Below are 22,485 nucleotides of genomic sequence, written 5' to 3'. Positions count from 1 at the left end.
TGACTCCTGAGTAGACCGGTCGTCTTGTAACTGGTTAAATAAAACGCCTGTTAAACCGCAGGCGCTGCAATGATTTGTTTGGCGTGAGCAAGGGCGCTTTCCAGCGGCGTTGCGCTACGCGTAATTTTGGCCTGTAAATTGGCTCCCAACCACAACGAGTACAGCACCTGTGAAAGGGTGATAGCTTCCCCCTCAAACAACAGGCTACCCTCCAAACGGCCCTTTTCCAGCGCTTCGCCCAATAGGGCGATAATCTGGCTGGCGCCTTTATCCATGGCAGTACGCATATCTTCCGACAGGTCGCACACCTCCGCCGACAGCTTCACGGTTAAGCAACCGCTGATAATGCCCTGTTGGCAAAACTGATTCAGCGTGTGCTGATAGTAGGCCAGCAGTCGGTCGCGGTAGTTGCCTTCGCCATGGTCAAAGTGATCAACCAGGCGCTGCAGATAGCCGGTGTAGTGATGTTCAAGCAGCGCGACGCCGAAGGCTTCTTTTGAGCGAAAGTAGTGATAGAAAGAGCCTTTCGGCACTTCCGCCGTTTTCAGAAGTTCACTTAAGCCCATGCCGGTAAAACCACGATGCATGCATAGTTGCTCGCCGGTGATGAGGATGTGTTCTCGGGTATCGCATTCGCTGTGTCTGTTCATGGAGCACACTGTAGTAGACCGATTGGTCTAATGCAAGCAAAATGATCGTTAGCGCGAATACGAAGACAACAAAAGTTGCGCACTGGCGGTGGAACGTCTTCAATGAGAGACAGAGAGAAAATACAGGAGAGCGGTGGTGGCAGAGCAGCTGGAGTTTTTCCCGGTACAAAGTCCGTGCCGGGGAATATGTCAGTCCGATGAACGCGGATATTGCCGCGGCTGTTTTCGTAGCCGGGATGAGCGCTTTAACTGGCAAAAGCTGAGCGACGCGCAAAAACAGGAGGTTCTGCGTCTGTGCCGCCAGCGTCTGCTGCGTAAAATTCGCGCGACTAAGCAGGAACCGGCGGAAGAACCGCAGCAACCCTCACTGTTTTGACGACAAATATGCGTATACTCAGAACACTTTTTTGTCGAGGAAGCGTTTATGGTTCAGCGTATTGCTATGGCTCCGCAGGGGCCGGAATTTTCACGTTTTGTAATGGGCTACTGGCGTCTCATGGACTGGAAGATGTCCACCGACGCTTTGGTTGGCTTTATTGAGCAGCACCTGGATCTGGGGGTTACGACCGTCGACCACGCCGATATCTACGGCGATTATCAGTGTGAAGCCGCGTTTGGCGAAGCGCTTAAACGAGCCCCGCACCTGCGTAACCGTATGGAAATCGTCAGCAAATGCGGTATTGCGACCAAGGCGCGCGCGGAAAATACTATTGGCCACTATATTACTGACCGCGACCATATCATTCTCAGCGCCGAGCAATCCCTGCGTAATCTGGCGACCGATCATCTCGATTTACTGCTGATTCACCGCCCGGATCCGCTGATGGATGCCGATGAGGTCGCTGAGGCTTTCCTCGCGTTACATCATAGTGGGAAAGTGCGCCACTTTGGTGTATCTAACTTTACGCCGGCGCAGTTTACGCTTTTACAATCGCGCCTGCCTTTTACCCTGGCCACTAACCAGGTCGAGCTCTCGCCGGTACATCAGCCGCTGCTGCTTGACGGCACCCTCGATCAACTCCAGCAGTTGCGCATTCGCCCGATGGCCTGGTCCTGCCTCGGCGGCGGACGCCTGTTCAACGACGAAAGCTTCCAGCCGCTGCGCGACGAGCTGGCGCAAATTGCCCAGGAGCTCAACGCAGAAAGCATTGAGCAGGTGGTTTACGCCTGGGTATTGCGCTTGCCGTCGAAACCGCTGCCGATTATTGGCTCGGGGAAAATCGAGCGCGTGCGCTCAGCTATTGTGGCGGAAAAACTGCATATGACGCGCCAGCAGTGGTTCCGCATTCGTAAAGCGGCGCTGGGTTACGACGTCCCGTAAGCCAGATTACGCCTCCGGATGTCGCTACCTGGTTTACACTTATCAGGGATACGGCTAATCCGGAGGTGTTATGCAACGATGTTTACTCGCTATTTTCACTCTCGCATTTTGCGCTGGCGCTCAGGCCGCCAGTGAAGATGTCTCCCTTAATCTTGTCACCAGCCAGAGCGTTGGCCAGGCCGTCGGCAGCGTTAAAATCACTGAAACCGACAGGGGTCTTGAGTTTACGCCTGATTTACGCGCGCTTCCGCCGGGCAAACACGGCTTTCATATCCACGCAGAAGGGAGCTGCCAACCGGCGATAAAAGACGGTAAGGCGGTCGCCGCTGGCGCGGCGGGCGGTCATTTCGACCCACAACATACCGGCAAACATGAAGGGCCATTAGGGGCAGGGCATCTCGGCGATCTTCCTTTGCTGGTGGTGAACGACGATGGCGTGGCTAACCAACCGGTTATTGCCCCGCGCCTGAAAACGCTCGCGGAAGTGAAGGGCAAAGCGCTGATGGTGCATGTCGGAGGCGATAATATGGCCGATAGCCCGCAGCCGCTGGGCGGCGGCGGCGAGCGTTTTGCCTGCGGGGTGATTAAGTAGTCCGTTCGGTAATGGTGCCGGCAATCGGCGCTTGTTCTAATTGCGATAGAGAGCAGTATAACCGCCAGATAATCGCCGCCAGCTCTTTAGCCGCCGGCTGATGATGGTGATTAAGGGTGTCGCAAATCCGCTGCAGTTCCAGCAACGTCGAGGCAAGTGGGCGTTGCTGGACGCCGCGTTCACTCATGACGTCGCGTAGCAGGCTAATACACAAGTCGCGCACTTGTGAAAGCGGATCGGAGCGTGTCTCCCAATCACGTAGTTGCCACACGACATGCGAGCAGTTGAGCAGCACCACGCCCCAGCGCAGCAGCCAACGTCGCGCCAGTGCGTCCTGGCTGCTGCTTAACTGGCTAATGTGGTGGTACACCAGTGACTCAAATTCATGCTCGCTGTGCTGCGGGCGTCGGCTCAACTGATCGACAAAGTGACGCCGTAACGCACGAATATGGCGGCGGCTTTTCCGCGCATCCGAGCCGGGGCTGATAATCGCAAAGGCAAGCCACGCAAGACCGACACCAATGATTTTGCCGAGGTTATCATTAAGGAACGAGGCAAAGTCGTAAACCGGAGGGTTGGTGACCGAAATAAACGATCCCATAAAGACGATTAACTGCCCCCACAGCCCTGCGAACTTCGGCATCTGGAGTTTCAATAACTGCATGGTGGTGAGCAGCGGGAAGAGAAACAGTAAAAACTGCCACAGGTCGGTTATCTGCACCATTAGGCCAAACTTCACCACAAAGCTGAACAGCGACAGCAGCACCAGCGTACGCATCAATAAGGTGAGCGATTTAAAGGGCGAAGGCGATATCGAGTAGAGTACGCAGCTAATGGCGGCGAGGGTGAGCGCGGCGGCGCAGGCCTGCCATTGGGTGCTGATACCCCAGGCGCCCACGGCCACCAGCGCGCAGAAGGTCCGTAAGCCGTTCCATAACGCTTCCGCCTGATCGGTATGGCGCGACAGCGCGGGCGCCGAAGGGACATTGAACACCGTGATAGCGCTGGCGTTCTCGATGCGGCGGATCCAGCGGCTGCTTTCGAGATAGATACGACAGAAATAACGCAGCCGTTTCCAGAACGCCAGATGGCGATAGTCGGCGTTAGGGCCGGGGGCTAGCGGCACCAGAATTCGCGCCACGCTATAAACATTTGCGTGCGGATTGGCGAGCTCGCTAAGTAACGTTTCCAGCACCGCCCGCGTATTACCAGGCGCATCCGGCCAGTTCAATAACATTCGCCGTAGGCTGGAGATGACGCTGGTCATTCGCAACTGCTGATGCAGCAGATAATTCAGCAAGGGGTTCTGCCGTCTGAAACGATAATGGCTCCAGAAGGCCTGGATACGCAGTAGATTCATAGTCAGGATCTGACCGATGACGCTTTCATGAGCGCTACGAATCGCATCGGTGGTTTCCGGCACCCACAGCAGGCTGGCATGCTCTAATAACCGGGAGTGCATATTCTTCAGTGCCGTCAGCAGCGTGACGCCATCCGAGGTACTGGGCAGGATCATCATCATGAATCCGCCGGACAATATCCCCACAATCACTTCACAGACCCGCGACTGAGCGATAGTCCACAGTTCATTTGCGTCGGTAACATTTATAACCGGGAAGGCGATGATTGCGCAGGTATAGCCCGCCAGTTGAAAAGCGTAGGCGACGTTATTGGTAAACATCGCGCAGGCCCAGGTACAGAGCGCAATCCAGGCTGAGATACTGAATAAGAATAGCCACGGGTCGTTAAGGGTATGGCCCGCCAGTAACAGGGCGGCGCAGGCGCCGAGCAGGCTGCCGGCGATACGGCCAAAACTCTTACTGATAACGCCGCCGACGGTCGGGAAGCTCACGACTGCGGCTGATGTCATTGCCCAGTAGGGTTCATCAAGATCCAGCGCATAGGCGATGCTAAGCGCCAGACACATGGCTATCCCATTGCGCAATGCGTAGCGCCATTGCGGGCGGCTGGCTTTAAACCACGGCAGTGATTGCCAGCGCAGAGCCTGCAGCTTCATTATTGTCCGCCAATTGACACGGTACAGGTGGTACCTGAAACCAATGTGACATCCGCAGGGAGTTTATCGAACTCGATACGTACCGGTACGCGTTGCGCGAGGCGCACCCACGGAATATTGGGTTTAATATTAGCGACTAACGCCGAACCGCCTTCGACGCTCTGGTCGACAATAGCGCGGCCAATGCTGGAAACGTGACCCTGTAACGTTTGTTTGCTGCTGTAAAGAACGACCTGGGCGCTATCACCTTCGCGGATGTGACGTAGTTTGGTCTCTTCAAAATAACCCAGGACATAGAAAGAGTGGCTGTCGACAAGGGCAAATACGGGATGGCCGACGGAGGCATAGTCCCCGACCCGCGTTGACAAATTAGTTATCCAGCCATCAACCGGGGCTTTAACCACGGTTTGCGACAGCTGCCACTGCGCATGCTCCAGCGCGGCTTGCGCCACGCCAACGACCGCTTTAGCCGCCTCATAAGTCGTATTGGCGGTATTCAGCGCGGTATTGACGGTTTCCATATCTTCAGCGGAGATGAAGTTTTGCGACAGACTGCGGCGGCGAGTAACGTCGCTGGCGGCCTTGGTTTGCTCGGCTTTGGCTTTTGCCAGTTCCGCTTTGGCTTTTGCCAACTGCGCCTGAGCGTTTAATACCGCAATGCGATAAGGCGTATCGTCAATACGGAACAGCACGTCGCCGGCGTTGACCAATTGGTTATCTTTAACATTCAACTGCAAAATACTGCCGGAGACCTGCGGGGTGATGCCGACTTGTTCGGCGCGGATTTTACCGTCGCGGGTCCATGGCGACTGAGTGTAGTAGTTCCAGACCAGCCAGGCGGCGATGATTGCGCAGACGGCGATAATTAAGGTTGAGAGATATTTTAGTTTCTTCATGAAATGAGCATCACAAGAGAGTCAGGAGAACCAGCGCCAGGCAAACGGCCAGCGCAAACAGGGAAAGGTCCATCAGCAGGGGATGCCAGATTTCGCCGGCGTACATCCAGTCGCGCAACTGACGATGAACTATTAGCCAAATAAAGAAACCAAGCACGACGGCTTTAAATAACGGGGGAAAATAGATAGAAGCGCCGAACACCAGGTCCTGTAGCGACAATCCGGGAGTGTTAAGACTCAGTTTCACAAGCAAAAATCCTTTGCCGTTGCAGGGATAATGTTCTTGGTGATGAATTAGTTCACATTGTAAATCATTGTTTTGAATTTAGTGAATCAAGTAATTCATTTGTTTTGGTAATTTAAATGCTGCACACTATTCTAAAAGCAGTATAATAACTTAGCAAGCTAATTATAAGGAGATGAAATTGGAATCGCCACTTGGTTCTGATCTGGCACGTTTGGTACGCGTTTGGCGCGCGCTGATCGACCATCGCCTGAAACCTCTGGAGTTAACGCAGACGCACTGGGTCACGCTGCATAACATTCATCAGCTACCTCCTGAGCAGTCGCAAATCCAGTTGGCCAAGGCAATTGGTATTGAACAGCCCTCTTTGGTGCGCACGCTGGATCAACTGGAGGAGAAAGGGCTTATTTCTCGCCAGACTTGTGCAAACGATCGCCGGGCGAAACGTATCAAGCTAACGGAAAAGGCTGAACCGCTGATCAACCAAATGGAAGACGTGATCGGCAAAACGCGTGATGAAATCCTTGCAGGTGTATCAAAGCAGGAAGTCGAAACGCTGCTCAACTTAATCCGTAAACTTGAAAACAATATCCTCGATCTTCAGGCTAAAGACTAGCCAGGAACAGGGCTCTGCGCTTGCAGAGCCCTTTCAATTATTTATTCTGCCAGACCACCACGCGATTGCGGCCACCGTTTTTCGCCGCGTACATAGCCGTATCCGCGCGCTTAACGCACTCTTCAGCCTCAATGAGCGAGCTTGTCGCCGTGTAGACACCCATACTAATGGTCATTTGTTCCGGCAGTGAATCCTGCCCGGCGCTGACCATCTGGCGAATTCGCTCGGCTATCGCCAGCGCATCATCAGCATCAGTATTTACCAACAACAGGGCAAACTCTTCGCCGCCGATGCGCGCGGCAATATCCTCACGACGGACATAGGTTTGTAATACGCTGGAGGCAAACTGAATCACCTTGTCACCCTGGACATGACCGTAGTTGTCGTTGATACGCTTAAAGTGATCGAGATCGCTGACGATGACGGAAAGCGGTTGTGCTGCTGAAGTATGCGGCAATAGTCCATTCAGCGTGTCGTAAAAGTAGCTGCGGTTGTACAGCCCGGTTAACGGGTCACGGATAGAGTTCTGATATGAATTGATGTATTTGTTGTTAGAGTCGCGATAGAGAAGAAAAACGTCGCTTAACAGGACGAACAGCATAAATAAGGTACTTAAGGTTTCGAACAGGCGCGCCTGATTCCAGGCGATAATATGCTGACTACCTGTCGCTGTGAGTAATACGTTTAGCGTAAATATATAGGCGGCACAGAAAAATGCGCCGCTGTACCAGAAGATATTACGTAGCCGGGTTAGCATAATCAATAATATCAACGTACATACCCAGGCTAAAAATAGCAGCCAGCCCATCCAGTAATGCCATAACGGAGTAAAAGTGCTGGTGATATCGTCGATAAAATCGATGCTTAATAACGGACTATTACTGGAGTGTAGCCAGGATAAAATAAGAATGGCGGCACTGAATAGAAAGCATACCGTCAGTATTATAGCATGTGCGCCAGCAGCCTGGTTAAGATGTTGGCGAAAACGATATATTATAATGGCAGTGATAAATAACACGGCCATCAGAATATTGCGGAACGAATAAAAGATCAGCGCGTCATTTTGTTTAACAATATATTCGCTGTTGCACAGTAGCCAGCCGGGATAGCTGCTCAGGGTGCCCAGCATCAACAGGGCAGAGCTGGCAAAAGCGAAGGCGATGGGCATCAGATACAGGCGGTTTTTATCACACCAATACTTCATGCTCATAAAACAGGAAATAGTAATGTGAAAAATCATTAATATTATTGTCAGTAAAGGGAAAAGTGGTGATGAAGTCGTAGGGATACGATTAACAACTGAATTAGATAATAAATCGATCGTAATAATTGCCAGGCTGCAGGCAATAATATAAGCAAATAAGCGGTGTGATAACCGGTTTAGTTTCAGAGGCACAGGCAAACTCCCGCGATAAAAGGGCGGATAAAAACGACGTGCAGGTCGCTAAATGAGAAAGACCACTTCAGGCTAACGAATTAATCAACGGGAAATATTGCGCAAACGCAAGTTGTCGCGGAGAAATATCAATAAAATTGATATATGTATGATAAATTATTTGGAGCTAAATAATAATTATGAGGGATTAATGCGGCCAATAAAGGCCGCATTAGAGAGGCTTAACGCGGGGAAACCGTCACTTGACTGCCGCTGCCGGCAATGGCTACGCGCTGGCCGACGGAGAATGGGGTGTTACCCTGTTTCTGAACCACCATGATGGTGTTACCGTCATCTTTACGGATTTCCAGCTCAACGCCCTGCGTTTTGTTCATCGCGCCCTGTACGCCCTGACCGGCTACGCCACCGGCAACCGCGCCTGCAGCGGTTGCAAGAGAACGACCAGTACCGCCACCGATGGTATTACCAAGGAAGCCACCGAGTACCGCGCCGCCAATCGCGCCGATGGCATTGCTGTCATCGCCGCTTTGGATCTGGACCGCACGGGTATGTACGATGGTACCGTAGGTCACGCTTTGCACCTGCTTGGCTTCTGAGGCTGTGTAAACATCGCCGGATAGGCCACTGCTGCTGACGCAACCCGCCAGGGTTAAGCCAATCATCGAGACAGCCAAAACACGTAAAATCATCTATGAATCTCCTGTGTACCAAAATGTTCCAGTGAACTTCCATGTGGTCAATTATATGGCATTTAAGCGTTCGCTGGCATAGCTTCCTTATGGACCGTTTAAAAATAATAAGGTTCGCTTTAACGACGGATAAACGTAAGTACTTTACCTAACAAATTCTTGCGGCAGAACTATTGTTAAAAAGTATTAGTGCGCCATAGCATTGCACGCTGCTTTATGATGCACTGATGGTACTGCAAAAGTCATGGAATGAGGGTAGGCGTATGAAATCAGGTCGTTTTATTGGCGTAATGTCTGGCACCAGCCTTGATGGCGTTGATGTTGTTCTGGCGGCAATAAATGAAAACATAGTGGCGCAGCAGGCGAGCCTCTCGTACCCCATCCCGGTCAATCTGAAAGAAGATATTTTAGCGATTTGCCAGGGGCAGCAGCTGACCTTGTCGCAACTGGGGCGACTCGATACCCGTTTGGGCCGGCTATTTTCTGACGCAGTATTAGCGCTGATGCGCCAGCAGAACCTTCAACCTGAGGATATCGTCGCTATCGGTTGCCATGGCCAGACGGTGTGGCATGAGCCGACCGGCGATGCGCCGCACACGATGCAAATAGGCGATAACAATCAGATCGCAGCGCATACCGGCGTGACCGTGGTGGGGGATTTCCGCCGCCGCGATATGGCGCTTGGCGGCCAGGGCGCGCCGCTAGTCCCTGCCTTCCATCAGGCTCTGTTGGCGCACCCGGTTGAAAGGCGCATGGTGCTTAACATCGGCGGCATAGCCAACCTTTCCTTGCTGGTTCCGGGGCAGCCGGTACGCGGTTACGACACCGGGCCGGGGAATATGCTGATGGACGCCTGGATCTGGCGCCAATGTGGTAAACCCTACGATAAAGACGCGCAATGGGCCAGTGAAGGCAAAGTCTTGCTACCGCTGCTGCAGGATATGCTTAGCGACCCGTGGTTCGCGTTACCCGCGCCGAAGAGCACCGGTCGCGAGTATTTCAATTATGGTTGGCTGGAAAAACATCTGGCGCGCTACGCCAATCTGCGAGGGCAGGATGTTCAGGCTACGCTGACAGAACTGACCGCAGTGACCATCAGTGAGCAGGTTTTGTTAAGCGGCGGCTGCGAGCGTTTGTTAGTTTGCGGCGGCGGGGCGCGAAATCCGCTGTTGATGGCTCGTCTGGCGGCGCTGCTGCCAGGTACTGAAGTCACGACCACCGATGACGCCGGCATCAGCGGCGACGATATGGAAGCGTTGGCCTTTGCGTGGCTGGCATGGCGTACGCTTGCTGGCCTGCCGGGTAATCTTCCTTCCGTTACCGGCGCCAGCGAAGCGACGATTCTTGGCGCCATCTATCCCGCGAATCGAGCGCAGAATCAGAGTTAACTGAAGTCGCTATTTTTTATTTACCGGTAAACTGGACGAAATTCCGGGAGGGCGGTTTGCTCTCCTGACCGGGAAAGTCGAAGGCATACTCATGAAAAAAATTCTTATTGCGGTAGTTCCTTTCATGCTGGCGGGGTGTAGCTATTACAACCAATTCGTTGAACGGATGCAGACCGACACCCTTGAATATCAGTGCGATCAAAAACCGTTGACCGTCCATCTGAACAACGCGCGTCAGCAGGTAAGCTTTATCTATGATAATCAACAATTAAACCTGACCCAGGGGCTCTCGGCTTCCGGGGCTCGTTATACTGATGGCGTTTATGTCTTCTGGTCGAAGGGCGACAGCGCCACCGTTTATAAGCGCGACCGCGTCGTACTGGACAACTGCCAGTTGCAGACCGCGAAACGTTGAGATTTCCGTAGCGGGGGCGCACAATAACGCCACCCTATGACAACGATCTCAATGGTTATGTCTGACAACGACGAATTGCAGCAAATCGCGCATCTGCGCCGTGAATACACCCGTGGCGGCCTTCGTCGCCACGATCTTCCCGCTGAACCCCTGACGTTATTTGAACGTTGGTTGCGTCAGGCCTGCGACGCTAAGCTTGCCGACCCGACGGCAATGGTGGTCGCGACCGTTGATGAAAACGGCCAGCCCTATCAACGCATCGTATTGTTAAAGCACTATGACGAAAAAGGGCTGGTGTTTTATACCAACCTGGGTAGTCGCAAAGCACATCAAATCGAAAAAAATCCCCATATCAGCCTGCTGTTTCCCTGGCATATGCTGGAGCGGCAGGTGATGGTAATCGGTCAGGCAGAGCGTCTGTCGACGCTGGAAGTGGTTAAGTATTTCCACAGCCGGCCGCGCGATAGCCAGATCGGCGCCTGGGTCTCCCAACAGTCCAGCCGTATCTCCGCGCGTGGGATCCTGGAAAGTAAATTCCTTGAGCTGAAACAGAAATTCCAGCAAGGCGAAGTGCCGTTGCCGAGTTTCTGGGGTGGCTTCCGCGTCAGCATCGAACAGATGGAGTTCTGGCAGGGCGGCGAACATCGTCTACACGACCGCTTTTTATACCAGCGGCAAAATGATGGCTGGCAAATCGACCGTCTGGCGCCATAAAGGACGCAAAATGTTGTTTTAAGCGCTGGTGCTACGTGCTCCGGCGCTTTATTCTATGTACCTTTCGCGTCTGGCGAAAAGTCGTGTACCGGCAAAGGTGCAGTCGTTTATACATGGAGAATTTGATGGCAAGCAGTAACTTGATTAAACAATTGCAAGAGCGGGGGCTGGTAGCCCAGGTGACGGACGAAGAAGCGTTAGCAGAGCGACTGGCGCAAGGCCCGATCGCGCTCTATTGCGGCTTCGATCCTACCGCTGACAGCTTGCACTTGGGGCATCTTGTTCCATTGTTATGCCTGAAACGCTTCCAGCAGGCAGGCCACAAGCCTGTGGCGCTGGTGGGCGGCGCGACCGGTCTAATTGGCGACCCGAGCTTCAAAGCCGCTGAGCGTAAACTCAATACCGAAGATACCGTGCAGCAGTGGGTGGACAAAATCCGTAAACAGGTTGCGCCATTCCTCGATTTCAACTGCGGCGACAACTCGGCGATTGCCGCGAATAACTACGACTGGTTCGGCGGCATGAACGTGCTGACCTTCCTGCGTGACATCGGTAAGCACTTCTCTGTGAACCAGATGATCAACAAAGAAGCGGTGAAGCAGCGTCTGAACCGTGACGATCAGGGTATCTCTTTCACCGAGTTTTCCTATAACCTGCTGCAGGGTTATGACTTTGCCTGCCTGAATAAACTGCACGGCGTGGCGCTACAAATCGGCGGCTCCGACCAGTGGGGCAACATCACATCTGGTATCGACCTGACCCGTCGTTTGCACCAGAATCAGGTCTTCGGTTTGACCGTTCCGCTGATCACCAAGGCCGATGGCACCAAGTTCGGTAAAACCGAAGGCGGCGCGGTATGGCTGGATCCGAAGAAAACCAGCCCGTACAAATTCTACCAGTTCTGGATCAACACCGCGGATGCGGACGTTTATCGCTTCCTGAAGTTCTTCACCTTCATGGACATTGCAGAGATCAATGCGCTGGAAGAAGAAGATAAGAACAGCGGTAAAGCGCCGCGCGCGCAGTACGTGCTGGCAGAGCAGGTGACGCGTCTGGTCCACGGCGAAGAAGGCCTGGAAGCAGCGAAACGTATTACTGAAAGCCTGTTCAACGGCAATCTGAGCGATCTGAGCGAAGCGGATTTTGAACAGCTGGCGCAAGACGGCGTGCCGATGATCGAAATGGAAAAGGGCGCCGATCTTCTGCAAGCGCTGGTAGATTCCGAGCTGCAGCCGTCCCGCGGCCAGGCGCGTAAAACCGTAGCCTCCAACGCGGTGACCATTAACGGTGAAAAGCAGTCCGATCCGGAATATGTATTCAGCGATAGCGACCGCCTGTTCGGCCGCTATACCTTACTGCGTCGCGGTAAGAAGAATTACTGCCTGATCTGCTGGAAATAAAAAATAAAACCAGGGCGTGGGAAACCACGCCCTTTTTCTTTTTAGGGTTGTGGTAAGAAAATGAAGAACATCCTCGCCATTCAGTCTCACGTTGTGTTTGGCCATGCGGGCAACAGCGCCGCTGAATTTCCGATGCGCCGTCTCGGCGCCAACGTCTGGCCCCTCAATACCGTTCAGTTCTCCAACCATACGCAGTACGGCAAATGGACCGGCTGCGTCATGCCGCCTTCGCATTTGACCGAAATCGTGCAGGGGATTGCCGACATCGATAAGCTGCAGAGCTGTGATGCGGTACTGAGCGGCTATCTGGGTTCCGCCGAGCAGGGCGAACATATTCTCGGCATCGTGCGTCAGGTTAAAGCGGCGAATCCGGCAGCGAAATATTTTTGCGATCCGGTGATGGGCCACCCGGAAAAAGGCTGTATCGTCGCCCCTGGGGTGGCTGAATTCCACGTACGCTATGCGCTGCCGGCCAGCGATATTATCGCGCCGAATCTTGTCGAGCTGGAGATCCTGTGCGGCCATCCGGTTGCTAACGTTGATGAAGCCGTTAGCGCAGCGCGTGAGCTGATAGCGCAAGGGCCGCAGGTCGTGCTGGTGAAGCATCTGGCGCGGGCGGGGATGAGTATGGATCGCTTTGAGATGTTGCTGGTGACAGCGGATGAAGCCTGGCATATCAGTCGCCCGCTGGTCGATTTTGGCAGCCGTCAGCCGGTCGGCGTGGGCGATGTGACCAGCGGCCTGCTGCTGGTTAAGCTACTGCAGGGCGCCAGCCTGCGCGATGCCCTTGAGCACGTCACTGCGGCAGTGTATGAAATCATGTTGGCAACCAAAAATATGCAGGAGTATGAACTGCAGGTGGTGGCGGCACAGGACCGCATCGCCAAACCGGAGCATTACTTCAGCGCTACGCAACTGTAAGCGCGATGGCATGCCCGCTTGCGGGCATGCCAATGGTTTACTTCAGACCTTCCGCCGACAGCGCCGCCGCAACGGACGGACGCGCCGCGACATGCGCCATCCAGGCGCCAATATTTGCGTACGCTTCCATATTCAGTTTCACCGCATAGCCCCAGCGCAGTACCGTGAACAGATAGCCATCAGCTATGGTAAAGCGATGCCCATTCAGCCACTGTTTATCTTTCAGCGCCTCATCGACATACTGCAGCTTTTTCTCCAGCAGGGCACGCACCGTTGGCTTGTAGTCATCCGGCGTATCCGGGCGGAACAGCGGGGTGAAGCCTTTATGTAATTCGGTGGCGACGTAATTCAGCCATTCCAGCGTCTGGTAGCGGGCAATGGTACCCACTGGCGCCAGCAGCTGACGGTCAGGTACGCGGTCGGCAATGTACTGCATGATGGCCACGCCCTCGGTCAGCAGCACTTCGTCGTCAAGCAGCAGCGCGGGAACCTGACCCTTAGGGTTAATCAGCAGGTAGTCATCGCCATTTTCGAGGCGTTTCTTCGCCAGGTCGACGCTATCGATGGTAAAGTCGAGGCCGCTTTCGCGCAGGGCGATATGAGAGGCAAGGGAACAGGCGCCGGGCTTGTAGAACAGTTTCATCAGTAACTCCTCGTGGCTGCAGTTTTCTGTATGTTAGTCCGCCCAGGGACAAAAAAAAAGCCGCTAACAAACGTTAGCGGCCTAAATTTATTGGTTTTCCCGGAGCATTTAAGCGGTTGCGGTTTCGCGCGCTTTGGCGACAGCGTCGTCGTCAAGAGTCATGCGGTTCAGCTTTGGCGCGGTCAGCAGCATCAGGAAGGCGATGACTGCGGTCGCGATACCAATCTGCAGGAACACGTGGCCGTAAACATCCAGAGAAACCAGCGGGTCGGTCACGTTTTCCGGTACTGCCATCAGGTTAGCGATTTTACCTGCAATGATGGCGGCGCCTGCGGTGGTCAGGAACCAGCTACCCATGATGAAGCCCATCAGACGTTGCGGTACCAGTTGAGCCACCATCGCCAGGCCGAGGCCGGAAATCATCAGTTCGCCGATACTCTGCAGCGCGTAGCTGAGGATCAACCAGTTGACGGAGACGATACCAGCATCGCTGGCGAATTTGGTACCCAGCGGCAGCACCAGGAAAGCGCCGGAGCACAGTACCATACCGATGGCGAATTTATGCGGCATCGGCAGGCGGTCACCCATCTTGTTATAAATCGCCGCCAGAATCGGGCTACCAATCATAATCCAGAACGGGTTCAACGCCTGATACTGCTCCGGTTCGAACGCGATACCCAGAATCGAGTGCTCAACGTTACGGATCGCGAAGAAGTTCAGCGAGGTTGGCATCTGGCTGTACAGTACGAAGAAGACAATCGCTTCAACCATCAGCAGGAAAGCAACGATCATTTTACGACGCGCCGCGCCCTGCAGCGCCATGGCTTCTTTAGCGAAGATGATAACAATACCCAGTGCGATGACGCCCAGCGCCATACGTGCGATGCCCTGGTTGTGCAGCAGCCAGGTGGCAATCGCGACCAGCACGACTACGCCGACGATAGTCGCCAGCAGTTTGCCGACATGCACCGGTGCGAAGTCAGGTTTGGAACCGTACTGTTTGACCCACTTCTGGCAGAAGGCAAAGTTAACCACGGTAATCAGCATGCCCACGACGCTCAGCGCGAACGCCACGCTCCAGCCGAACTTCGCTGCCAGCCACGGTGTAGCCAGCATAGAGAAGAAGGAACCGATATTGACGGACATGTAGTACATGGTGAATGCACCGTCCAGACGCGGGTCGTTCTTGTCGTAGCAGGTAGAGAGCAGGGAGGACGGGTTAGCTTTGAACAGGCCGTTACCGACGGCGATAGTCGCCATACCCATATAGACGATGGCGGCATCGTGACCGGACCAGGCAACCAGCGCATAGCCGATAGCCAGGACAATCGCGCCAAGCATGATGACGCGTTTGGTGCCAAGTACCTTGTCGCCGAGCCATCCGCCGATAGCGACCAGGCCATAAACCAGTGCACTAAAGGAAGAGAACAGGGTGATAGAATCCGCTTCCGACATACCCAGCTGTTTTACCAGGTAAACGGCCATGATCCCTTGCAGGCCGTAATAACCAAAACGCTCCCATAACTCAATGGAGAAGATGAGATAAAACGCTCTTGGTTGTTTGAAAGCGTTCAGACTCACGCTTTCTGCTGGTTTATTGTTTGCAGTTGACACATATACCTCTTTTTTTACATCCCATATTAACGGGGGCTGTTTGGGGCGCAATCGCGAAGGACCGCCGCCTTTATAGTTATTCTTGGAGGGAAAACGGCAAGTAATGTTCACTATCCTGCCCCATCAGGCAATAGCTTTGTAATACTCTGTTACACATAACTAAGCCACTATAATTAGCCAGTCATGCAAATGTTATACAGAGTTAAATTTCACCTATTCGTTAAACATGATATTTTAATCTGTGGCGGGCGGCTACTGAGGGGATAAAGGCGATATATTCTGCTTTTTGACCTTGAAGGTAGTGGGATGGCCTATATTCCGAAAAATAAGCAGGCTATTGTCCTGTTGTCTAAGGCTCTGATATTGAAATTGCTGGCTTTTTGCATCATTTTCGCAACAGTTATTTAACGATGAGTTGCATGGATGATCTTGATCACAAATACATAGAAAATTTTCGACGGTAAAAAACGAATGCGCTGATCGTTCGTTATATAACCGCATAATTATCCATCTAAATGGCAAAACTATGGAGTGATTATCGGTGTGGCTGGTAAAACATAGAGCCATAACCACAGGTTAGGTTATGGCTCCAGGCTGGCGACGATGAAAAAGGCGACTACGGGGGGGGGAGCGGTCATATTCACAAGATATGCAGAAATCAGGACTCTACCTTCTCTTTATACTCGCACAAATCTTCAATCAGGCAGGAACCACAGCGCGGTTTTCGCGCGATGCAAGTGTAACGGCCGTGAAGAATAAGCCAGTGGTGGCAGTCAACTTTAAACTCCGCCGGCACCACCTTTAACAACTTTTCTTCGACTTGTTCAACGTTCTTGCCGGGAGCAAATTGTGTCCGATTGCAAACGCGGAAGATATGGGTGTCGACGGCGATAGTCGGCCAGCCAAAGGCGGTATTCAGCACGACATTAGCGGTTTTACGTCCGACTCCTGGTAGCGCTTCCAGCGCCGCCCGGTCCTCTGGCACCTCACCGTTATGTTTCTCCAGTAAGATGCGGCAGGTTTTGATGACGTTTTCGGCTTTACTGTTAAACAGACCAATGGTCTTGATATAGGACTTCACGCCGTCAACGCCAAGCTCCAGCATCGCCGCCGGCGTATTGGCGACCGGATAGAGCTTCGCCGTCGCTTTGTTGACGCTCACATCGGTGGCCTGCGCCGACAGCAGCACCGCTATAAGTAGCTCGAACGGTGAGGTGAAATTGAGTTCGGTCGTTGGGTGCGGGTCGTTGTCCCGCAGCCTGGTCAGGATCTCCAGGCGTTTGGCTTTATTCATCTTACGCTTTCCCTGTCACATCAGTTGGGGCGACGGAGACGGCCTGCGCCGCTTTCGCCTTACGCTGCTTAGTACGCTCATCAATGAGGTATTTTACCGCCAGCATCATACCGAGGCCAATGAAAGCGCCCGGCGGTAGCATCGCCAGCAGGAACGGCGTATCGGTATGGAAAACTTCGATGCGCAGGACTTTCGCCCAACTGCCTAATAAGCTATCGGCGCCATCAAACAGTGTGCCATTGCCGATTATTTCGCGCAGCGACCCCAGCACAAACATGGCACAGGTCGCGCCCATACCAATGGAAAAACCATCGAGCGCCGACAGCGCCGGCCCTTTTTTGGCGGCGAACGCTTCGGCGCGCCCCACCACGATACAGTTGGTGACGATAAGCGGAATGAAGATACCCAGCGATTGATACAGGCCGAAAGCGTAGGCGTTGATAAGCATTTGTACCACGCTGACTACCGAGGCGATGATCATCACGTAGATCGGAATACGGATCTCCGCCGGCGTCCAGCGGCGCAGGCTGGAGATGGTGAGGTTGGTTAGCGTCAGTACCAGCGTGGTCGCCAGGCCGAGGCCCAGGGCATTGGTAGCCGTTGAGGTAACCGCAAGCAGGGGACACATACCCAACAGCTGAACCAGCGCCGAGTTATTCTTCCACAACCCTTGAACAATGACGTCTTTTACTTCGCTCATGGCTTAGTCTCCGCAGGCGGTGAATTCAGGGATCTGCGCGGGCAGCGTTTGCGCATACAGACCCGCGCGTTTAACGGCATTTACCACCGCGCGCGGGGTAATGGTCGCGCCGGTGAATTGGTCGAAATCGCCACCGTCTTTTTTCACCGCCCAGTGGCTATCATTTTGACCATGGATAACCTTGCCGCTGAAGTGGGTGATCCAGTCAGAAATACGCAGTTCGATCTTATCACCGAGCCCGGGTGTTTCATGATGCTCGGTGACACGTGAACCGAGAACGGTGCCTTTAAAGTCGGCTGCTACCAGCAGTTGAATCGCCCCGGAATAACCATCTGGCGCCGTGGCTTCCATCACCGCGCCGACCGGCGCATCGTTCAGCTTTGCAATCCATACTTTATGCTGACCTTTGCCTAACTGCGGCGCGGTCACCAGATAACAGCTTTGCAGCAGGTCGTTATTATAACTCTCCGCTGGCAGGACCTGATCGAACAGGGCCTTTTGCTGCAGCGCGGCCTGCTGCTCAATGGTGTTTTTGGTTAACTCATTGATGGCGGCCGTTAGTCCGGTAGAGCCAGCGGCAAAGAGCGCCAGCGTGATGCCGTGTTTACGCATGCTTTTTAACATGACGACTCCTTAACGGTGGCCATACACGCGCGGACGCGTGTAGTAGTCAATCAATGGGACGGTTATATTCGCCAGCAGCACGGCAAAGGCGACGCCGTCCGGATAACCGCCGAAGCTGCGGATCAGCCACACCAGTAAACCTGCCAGCGCGCCGAAAATCAGGCGTCCGCGGTTGGTGGTGGATGCCGTCACCGGATCGGTAAGGATAAAGAACGCCCCGAGCATGGTGGCGCCGGAAAGCAGATGCATTTGCGGCGATGCCAGGCTTTCCGGCGAGAAAATCCAGCCGAGAGTGGCGCAGACGGCAAGGCTTAGCAGGAAGCTCACCGGGATATGCCAGCGAATGGTTTTTTGCCAAAGCAGGAACAGACCGCCAGCCAGCCAGGCGAGGTTAACCCATTGCCAGCCAAGGCCAGCCAGTTGGCCGCCGTAAATTGGATATTGCAGGATCTCTTTTGCGCTGTGCCCGGCATGAAGCGAAGTCTTAAATGTATCCAGCGGCGTGGCCTGGCTGATACCGTCGATTCCCATGCGCAGGCTGTTCATATCGCCGCCGCTAGCGGTATGGCCGCTGAAAATGACCTGCAGCGCATCCATAAAGCCAGGAACCTGAGCGGCAATTTCGTGCGGCGGTAACCAGGAGGTCATCTGCACCGGGAAAGAGATTAGCAGAACGACATAGCCGATCATTGCCGGGTTAAAGGGGTTATGTCCTAATCCGCCGTACAGTTGCTTGGCAATCACCACCGCAAAGGCGGTGCCCAACACCACCATCCACCACGGCGCCAGCGGCGGAATACTCACGGCCAACAACAGCCCGGTCAGCAGGGCAGAGTTATCCGCAAGGGTTGCCGCGATATTCTGTTTGCGCAACTTGAGAATAGCCGCTTCGGTTCCCCATGCGGTGAAGGCCGCGAGGATAATCTGCAACAGGGTACCCCAGCCGAAAAACCAGCTCTGGACGGCAATGCCAGGGATCGCCGCCAGCAGCACCAGGAGCATAATTCGCGAGGTCTGGCGCTGGTTGTGGGTATAAGGGGAGCTTGCGATTCTGAAAACCATTTATTCCTCGTTAACTGCCTGCTGTGTTGCTTTACGTGCCTGAACGCGAGCGATAGCTGCCGCGACGGCCGCTTTACGCGGATCGTCATTGGCGGCGTCCGGCGCGGTTTGTTGTTCTGCTTGTTGGGCGGCTTTACGCGCCTTGGCGCGGGCGATAGCGGCCTCAACGGCGGCTTTACGCGGATCGACCGCTGGCGCAGCTTCAGCCGTGGTTTCACTTTCGGCAGAGGGAGCGGCGTTTTCACCCTGGTGCGCGGCTTTGCGCGCTTTGGCGCGAGCGATAGCGGCTTCAACGGCGGCTTTGCGCGGATCGACCGTGGGCGCAGCTTCAGCGTTAGTTTCACTTTCGGCAGAGGGAGCGGCGTTTTCAACCTGCTGCGCGGCTTTGCGCGCTTTGGCACGGGCGATAGCGGCCTCAACGGCGGCTTTACGCGGATCGGTCGCCTCGGTTGTCGATTCAACAGCGGCTTGCTGTTCAGCTTTGCGCGCCCGGGCCTCGGCTTTACGCGCTTCGCGGGCGGCAATCGCTTCGCTGTTATCTGGTTTGCTGCCGGATTGAATAACAATCGGCTGCGCCGCATCACGCTGCTTTTCACGCACGCGGGCCAATGCGGCGTTAATGGCATCCTGATCTTTCGCCGCCGGTTGTACGGCTGCTTTTTTGTGCCGCTCCTGGCGCGCGGCTTTTTCACGTTCAAGACGCGCCTGTCGCGCTTCAAACCGAGCTTTCGCCTCGGCGGCGCGCTGTTCTTCCTGACGGATGGCGGCAATTTCCGCTTTTTCCTGGCGGAAATATTGCACCAGCGGAATATTACTCGGACAGACCCAGGCGCAGGCGCCGCATTCGATGCAGTCGGCTAAGTTATGGGTAGTGGCTTTGTCGTGCTGCTGGCCTTTACTGAACCAATACAGCTGCTGGGGGAGGAGATCTGCCGGGCAGGCATCAGCGCAGGCGCTACAGCGGATACAGCCTTGCTCTTCCTGTGTTTCGCCCATCTCAGTTACCGACGGAGCCAGCAGACAGTTAGTGATTTTCACGACCGGAACGTCGAGCCAGGGCAGAGTGAAGCCCATCAACGGGCCGCCCATGATGACCATCGGCTCGGCGCTGGCGCAGAAACCGGCATCGCTCAGAAGATGGCGCACCGGCGTCCCCAGGCGCGCCCAAACGTTGCCCGGCCGGCTAATCGCTTCGCCAGTCAACGTGACGACGCGCTCGGTTAACGGCTCGCCGTCGATCACCGCGCGTTTAACAGCATAAGCGGTGCCAACGTTCTGCATCAGGACGCCAATATCGGAGGAGCGGCCGCCATGCGGCACCTGCTTACCGGTGAGAATTTGCGTAAGTTGCTTCGCGCCGCCGGAGGGATATTTGGTTGGAATCACCCGCAGCGCTATGCCGTGGGCGTCGGATAACACCGCGCGCAGCATGGAAATGGCCTGCGGTTTGTTATCTTCGATACCAATCAGCACCTGTTTGGGTTGCAGAATATGCGCAAGGATGCGGATCCCTTCAACAACCTGCGCCGCGCAATCCTGCATCAGGCGATCGTCTGCGGTGATATAGGGTTCGCATTCTGCAGCATTGATAATCAGGGTATCGATTTTATCGCCGCCGCCGCGCAGTTTTGTTCCCGTGGGGAAGCCGGCGCCGCCGAGTCCGGCGACGCCAAACTGGTGAATACGCTCGATCAGCTCTTCACGCGACTTGTTGTGGTAGTCGCTCCAGCCGTCGCGCTCGATCCAGCAGTCTTCGCCATCGGCGTCGATAATAACGCTGAGTTCCGCCAGCGCGGAAGGGTGGGCGGTGGAATGGGGGGCAATAGCCGTCACCGTTCCGGAAGTCGGGGCATGAACCGGCAGCATCCTGCCAAAGCCGCGGGTTAACGGCTGACCGCGCAAAACTTTGTCACCCGGTTTTACGCACAGTTCGCCTTCAGCACCGATATGCTGCTTCAGCGGAATGACAAAACGCTGCGGCAGAGGAACCTGACGCAGCGGCGTGCTGTTGGACTGAGTTTTCATTTCCGGCGGATGAATACCGCCGTTGAAGTCCCAGATCTTGTCTTTTCGGAAAGCGGAAAATAACTTAAACATGTTGTTCCACAGGAATATTGCGTACCGGGATGGCCTGCAGGTCCCATTTCCAGGTTTCGGTGGTCTGAGCGACTGGACGCAGGTCAATACACTGAGTCGGGCAGGGGGCAACGCAGAGATTACAGCCGGTGCACAGGTCGCTCATCACCGTATGCATGGCGCGGGTCGCGCCAACGATGGCATCAACCGGACAGGCCTGAATACATTTGGTGCAGCCAATGCAGTTGGCTTCATCAATCACCGCCAACATGCGAACCGGCTCTTGCTGCTGCTCATCGCCGTCAATAGGCTGCGGGTCGACGTTCAATAATGCGGCGATTTTTAACATGACCGCTTCACCGCCGGGGGCGCAGCGGTTGATTTTTTCACCCTGAGTGCCCACGGCTTCCGCGTAGGGACGGCAGCCAGGAAAGCCGCACTGGCCGCATTGACTTTGCGGCAGCAACTCATCAATTTTTTCTACCACCGGGTCGTCTTCCACCGCAAAACGGCGCGACGCGTACCCCAGTATTAAGCCGAAAATCAGCCCGAGCAGGCTGATGGCGATCACGGCTATCCAGACAGCGCTCATTACAACTTCACCAAACCACTAAAGCCCATAAATGCCAGCGACATTAATCCAGCGGTCACCAACGCAATCGCGTTACCGCGAAACGGCGCGGGAACATCGGCAACCACCAGACGTTCGCGAATCGCGGCGAATAACACCATTACCAGCGAGAAACCAACGGCGGCGGCGAAACCGTACAGCGCGGACTGCAGGAAATTATGCCCGAGGTTAATATTCAGCAATGCCACGCCCAGCACCGCGCAGTTGGTGGTGATTAACGGCAGGAAGATCCCCAGCAGGCGATACAGCGCCGGACTGGTTTTACGTACCACCATCTCGGTAAATTGCACCACCACCGCGATGACCAGGATAAAGGCCAGGGTGCGCAGATAAACAAGGTTCAGCGGGATAAGGATCCAGGTATCAATCAACCAGGCGCAAATTGAGGCCAGCGTCATCACAAAGGTAGTGGCCAGTCCCATCCCCATAGCGGTTTCCAGCTTTTTGGAAACCCCCATAAACGGGCACAATCCAAGAAACTTCACCAGCACGAAGTTATTAACAAGGACAGTACCGACAAAGAGCAGTAAATAATCAGCCATTATTGGACCTGAAACGAAAAAAAGCCGCCTATTATCGAAT

The 22,485-nt window shown here is 54.5% G+C and carries 24 protein-coding genes; 9 read left to right on the top strand and 15 right to left on the bottom strand.

From position 1 onward, the window contains the following. Window positions 1–50 precede the first annotated feature (50 nt). Window positions 51–650: a TetR/AcrR family transcriptional regulator gene (locus ABLV07_RS14355; protein WP_015705222.1), complete on the bottom strand. Its 600-nt coding sequence runs from the start codon at window positions 648–650 to the stop codon at window positions 51–53. A gap of 133 nt (window positions 651–783) precedes the next feature. On the opposite strand from ABLV07_RS14355, the gene ABLV07_RS14350 reads away from it, so the two are divergent. The 3 genes from ABLV07_RS14350 to sodC all read left to right on the top strand — a co-directional run bounded on the left by ABLV07_RS14350 (window position 784) and on the right by sodC (window position 2,563). Beyond that, window positions 784–1,026 (top strand): DUF1289 domain-containing protein, encoded by a 243-nt coding sequence (locus ABLV07_RS14350; protein WP_161799874.1) that lies wholly within the window; start codon window positions 784–786, stop codon window positions 1,024–1,026. A gap of 48 nt (window positions 1,027–1,074) precedes the next feature. Beyond that, window positions 1,075–1,971: an aldo/keto reductase family oxidoreductase gene (locus ABLV07_RS14345; RefSeq protein ID WP_020079000.1), complete on the top strand. Its 897-nt coding sequence runs from the start codon at window positions 1,075–1,077 to the stop codon at window positions 1,969–1,971. 70 nt (window positions 1,972–2,041) lie between these two features. Beyond that, window positions 2,042–2,563, top strand: a complete 522-nt coding sequence (sodC, locus tag ABLV07_RS14340; protein ID WP_015366871.1) for a superoxide dismutase [Cu-Zn] SodC — start codon at window positions 2,042–2,044, stop codon at window positions 2,561–2,563. On the opposite strand, the gene ABLV07_RS14335 is transcribed toward sodC, so the two are convergent. The 3 genes from ABLV07_RS14335 to ABLV07_RS14325 are packed head-to-tail and all read right to left on the bottom strand — an operon-like array spanning window position 2,556 to window position 5,723. Further along, window positions 2,556–4,580 carry an FUSC family protein gene (locus ABLV07_RS14335; RefSeq protein ID WP_015366870.1) on the bottom strand — a complete coding sequence of 675 codons (2,025 nt, stop codon included), beginning with the start codon at window positions 4,578–4,580 and terminating at the stop codon, window positions 2,556–2,558. The two genes, sodC and ABLV07_RS14335, sit on opposite strands and share 8 nt — an antisense overlap. Further along, window positions 4,580–5,476, bottom strand: coding sequence for an HlyD family secretion protein (locus ABLV07_RS14330; RefSeq protein ID WP_348853262.1), 897 nt, complete (start codon window positions 5,474–5,476; stop codon window positions 4,580–4,582). Before ABLV07_RS14330 ends, ABLV07_RS14335 begins: the two co-directional genes overlap by 1 nt. Before the next feature lie 10 nt (window positions 5,477–5,486). Then, entirely contained in the window at window positions 5,487–5,723 is a 237-nt protein-coding gene (locus ABLV07_RS14325) for a DUF1656 domain-containing protein (RefSeq protein ID WP_015366868.1), read from the bottom strand. Between the two features lie 172 nt (window positions 5,724–5,895). Between ABLV07_RS14325 and slyA the strand changes: the two genes are divergently transcribed. Then, window positions 5,896–6,336 carry a transcriptional regulator SlyA gene (gene slyA / locus ABLV07_RS14320; RefSeq protein ID WP_020078997.1) on the top strand — a complete coding sequence of 147 codons (441 nt, stop codon included), beginning with the start codon at window positions 5,896–5,898 and terminating at the stop codon, window positions 6,334–6,336. Window positions 6,337–6,373: 37 nt separating this feature from the next. Here the strand turns inward: slyA and ABLV07_RS14315 are convergent, their stop codons facing one another. Together ABLV07_RS14315 and slyB are read right to left on the bottom strand one after the other, a co-directional pair. Then, a complete protein-coding gene (locus ABLV07_RS14315; RefSeq protein ID WP_045366858.1) occupies window positions 6,374–7,732 on the bottom strand; it encodes a GGDEF domain-containing protein in 1,359 nt (452 codons plus the stop codon). Between the two features lie 221 nt (window positions 7,733–7,953). After that, window positions 7,954–8,421 carry an outer membrane lipoprotein SlyB gene (slyB, locus tag ABLV07_RS14310; RefSeq protein WP_015366865.1) on the bottom strand — a complete coding sequence of 156 codons (468 nt, stop codon included), beginning with the start codon at window positions 8,419–8,421 and terminating at the stop codon, window positions 7,954–7,956. Window positions 8,422–8,684: 263 nt separating this feature from the next. On the opposite strand from slyB, the gene anmK reads away from it, so the two are divergent. From anmK to pdxY, 5 genes are all read left to right on the top strand, one after another. Next, window positions 8,685–9,809 (top strand): anhydro-N-acetylmuramic acid kinase, encoded by a 1,125-nt coding sequence (gene anmK / locus ABLV07_RS14305; RefSeq protein WP_015366864.1) that lies wholly within the window; start codon window positions 8,685–8,687, stop codon window positions 9,807–9,809. 85 nt (window positions 9,810–9,894) lie between these two features. Continuing rightward, the gene (gene mliC, locus ABLV07_RS14300) at window positions 9,895–10,224 is read left to right on the top strand and encodes a C-type lysozyme inhibitor (protein ID WP_161798796.1); all 330 of its coding nucleotides are present in this window, start codon (window positions 9,895–9,897) and stop codon (window positions 10,222–10,224) included. A 57-nt stretch (window positions 10,225–10,281) separates the two neighbouring features. After that, on the top strand, window positions 10,282–10,938 hold the full coding sequence (gene pdxH, locus ABLV07_RS14295) for a pyridoxamine 5'-phosphate oxidase (protein WP_032706215.1): 657 nt from the start codon (window positions 10,282–10,284) through the stop codon (window positions 10,936–10,938). Window positions 10,939–11,063: 125 nt separating this feature from the next. Next, the gene (tyrS, locus tag ABLV07_RS14290) at window positions 11,064–12,338 is read left to right on the top strand and encodes a tyrosine--tRNA ligase (protein ID WP_015366861.1); all 1,275 of its coding nucleotides are present in this window, start codon (window positions 11,064–11,066) and stop codon (window positions 12,336–12,338) included. 60 nt (window positions 12,339–12,398) lie between these two features. Continuing rightward, entirely contained in the window at window positions 12,399–13,259 is an 861-nt protein-coding gene (pdxY, locus tag ABLV07_RS14285) for a pyridoxal kinase PdxY (protein ID WP_015366860.1), read from the top strand. A gap of 37 nt (window positions 13,260–13,296) precedes the next feature. Here pdxY and gstA read toward each other — a convergent pair whose 3' ends face one another. From gstA to rsxA, 9 genes are all read right to left on the bottom strand, one after another. Beyond that, a complete protein-coding gene (gstA, locus tag ABLV07_RS14280; protein ID WP_015366859.1) occupies window positions 13,297–13,902 on the bottom strand; it encodes a glutathione transferase GstA in 606 nt (201 codons plus the stop codon). A 108-nt stretch (window positions 13,903–14,010) separates the two neighbouring features. Then, a complete protein-coding gene (gene dtpA, locus ABLV07_RS14275) occupies window positions 14,011–15,516 on the bottom strand; it encodes a dipeptide/tripeptide permease DtpA (RefSeq protein ID WP_015366858.1) in 1,506 nt (501 codons plus the stop codon). 658 nt (window positions 15,517–16,174) lie between these two features. Next, window positions 16,175–16,810, bottom strand: coding sequence for an endonuclease III (gene nth / locus ABLV07_RS14270; protein WP_015705230.1), 636 nt, complete (start codon window positions 16,808–16,810; stop codon window positions 16,175–16,177). A 1-nt stretch (window position 16,811) separates the two neighbouring features. Beyond that, on the bottom strand, window positions 16,812–17,510 hold the full coding sequence (locus ABLV07_RS14265; RefSeq protein ID WP_015366856.1) for an electron transport complex subunit E: 699 nt from the start codon (window positions 17,508–17,510) through the stop codon (window positions 16,812–16,814). 3 nt (window positions 17,511–17,513) lie between these two features. Next, entirely contained in the window at window positions 17,514–18,134 is a 621-nt protein-coding gene (gene rsxG, locus ABLV07_RS14260) for an electron transport complex subunit RsxG (protein WP_015366855.1), read from the bottom strand. 9 nt (window positions 18,135–18,143) lie between these two features. Further along, window positions 18,144–19,196: an electron transport complex subunit RsxD gene (gene rsxD, locus ABLV07_RS14255; protein ID WP_015366854.1), complete on the bottom strand. Its 1,053-nt coding sequence runs from the start codon at window positions 19,194–19,196 to the stop codon at window positions 18,144–18,146. Next, window positions 19,197–21,293 (bottom strand): electron transport complex subunit RsxC, encoded by a 2,097-nt coding sequence (rsxC, locus tag ABLV07_RS14250; RefSeq protein WP_348853263.1) that lies wholly within the window; start codon window positions 21,291–21,293, stop codon window positions 19,197–19,199. Beyond that, window positions 21,286–21,864 carry an electron transport complex subunit RsxB gene (gene rsxB / locus ABLV07_RS14245; RefSeq protein ID WP_020078990.1) on the bottom strand — a complete coding sequence of 193 codons (579 nt, stop codon included), beginning with the start codon at window positions 21,862–21,864 and terminating at the stop codon, window positions 21,286–21,288. Before rsxB ends, rsxC begins: the two co-directional genes overlap by 8 nt. Further along, window positions 21,864–22,445: an electron transport complex subunit RsxA gene (rsxA, locus tag ABLV07_RS14240; RefSeq protein ID WP_015366851.1), complete on the bottom strand. Its 582-nt coding sequence runs from the start codon at window positions 22,443–22,445 to the stop codon at window positions 21,864–21,866. Before rsxA ends, rsxB begins: the two co-directional genes overlap by 1 nt. Window positions 22,446–22,485 lie beyond the last annotated feature (40 nt).

This window comes from Klebsiella sp. CN_Kp097 (assembly GCF_040064495.1).
GTDB classification, from domain to species: Bacteria; Pseudomonadota; Gammaproteobacteria; order Enterobacterales; family Enterobacteriaceae; genus Klebsiella; species Klebsiella aerogenes.
The sequence above is the reverse complement of the archived record's forward strand: the minus strand, read 5'-3'. Positions and strand labels throughout refer to the sequence as shown.

Coding starts and splice junctions, on each gene's coding strand:
- ABLV07_RS14355 (WP_015705222.1), bottom strand. CDS start 650: ATGAACAGACACAGCGAATGCGATACCCGAGAACACATCCTCATCACC.
- ABLV07_RS14345 (WP_020079000.1), top strand. CDS start 1,075: ATGGTTCAGCGTATTGCTATGGCTCCGCAGGGGCCGGAATTTTCACGT.
- sodC (WP_015366871.1), top strand. CDS start 2,042: ATGCAACGATGTTTACTCGCTATTTTCACTCTCGCATTTTGCGCTGGC.
- ABLV07_RS14335 (WP_015366870.1), bottom strand. CDS start 4,580: ATGAAGCTGCAGGCTCTGCGCTGGCAATCACTGCCGTGGTTTAAAGCC.
- ABLV07_RS14330 (WP_348853262.1), bottom strand. CDS start 5,476: ATGAAGAAACTAAAATATCTCTCAACCTTAATTATCGCCGTCTGCGCA.
- slyA (WP_020078997.1), top strand. CDS start 5,896: ATGAAATTGGAATCGCCACTTGGTTCTGATCTGGCACGTTTGGTACGC.
- slyB (WP_015366865.1), bottom strand. CDS start 8,421: ATGATTTTACGTGTTTTGGCTGTCTCGATGATTGGCTTAACCCTGGCG.
- anmK (WP_015366864.1), top strand. CDS start 8,685: ATGAAATCAGGTCGTTTTATTGGCGTAATGTCTGGCACCAGCCTTGAT.
- pdxH (WP_032706215.1), top strand. CDS start 10,282: ATGTCTGACAACGACGAATTGCAGCAAATCGCGCATCTGCGCCGTGAA.
- tyrS (WP_015366861.1), top strand. CDS start 11,064: ATGGCAAGCAGTAACTTGATTAAACAATTGCAAGAGCGGGGGCTGGTA.
- pdxY (WP_015366860.1), top strand. CDS start 12,399: ATGAAGAACATCCTCGCCATTCAGTCTCACGTTGTGTTTGGCCATGCG.
- gstA (WP_015366859.1), bottom strand. CDS start 13,902: ATGAAACTGTTCTACAAGCCCGGCGCCTGTTCCCTTGCCTCTCATATC.
- nth (WP_015705230.1), bottom strand. CDS start 16,810: ATGAATAAAGCCAAACGCCTGGAGATCCTGACCAGGCTGCGGGACAAC.
- ABLV07_RS14265 (WP_015366856.1), bottom strand. CDS start 17,510: ATGAGCGAAGTAAAAGACGTCATTGTTCAAGGGTTGTGGAAGAATAAC.
- rsxG (WP_015366855.1), bottom strand. CDS start 18,134: ATGTTAAAAAGCATGCGTAAACACGGCATCACGCTGGCGCTCTTTGCC.
- rsxD (WP_015366854.1), bottom strand. CDS start 19,196: ATGGTTTTCAGAATCGCAAGCTCCCCTTATACCCACAACCAGCGCCAG.
- rsxC (WP_348853263.1), bottom strand. CDS start 21,293: ATGTTTAAGTTATTTTCCGCTTTCCGAAAAGACAAGATCTGGGACTTC.
- rsxB (WP_020078990.1), bottom strand. CDS start 21,864: ATGAGCGCTGTCTGGATAGCCGTGATCGCCATCAGCCTGCTCGGGCTG.
- rsxA (WP_015366851.1), bottom strand. CDS start 22,445: ATGGCTGATTATTTACTGCTCTTTGTCGGTACTGTCCTTGTTAATAAC.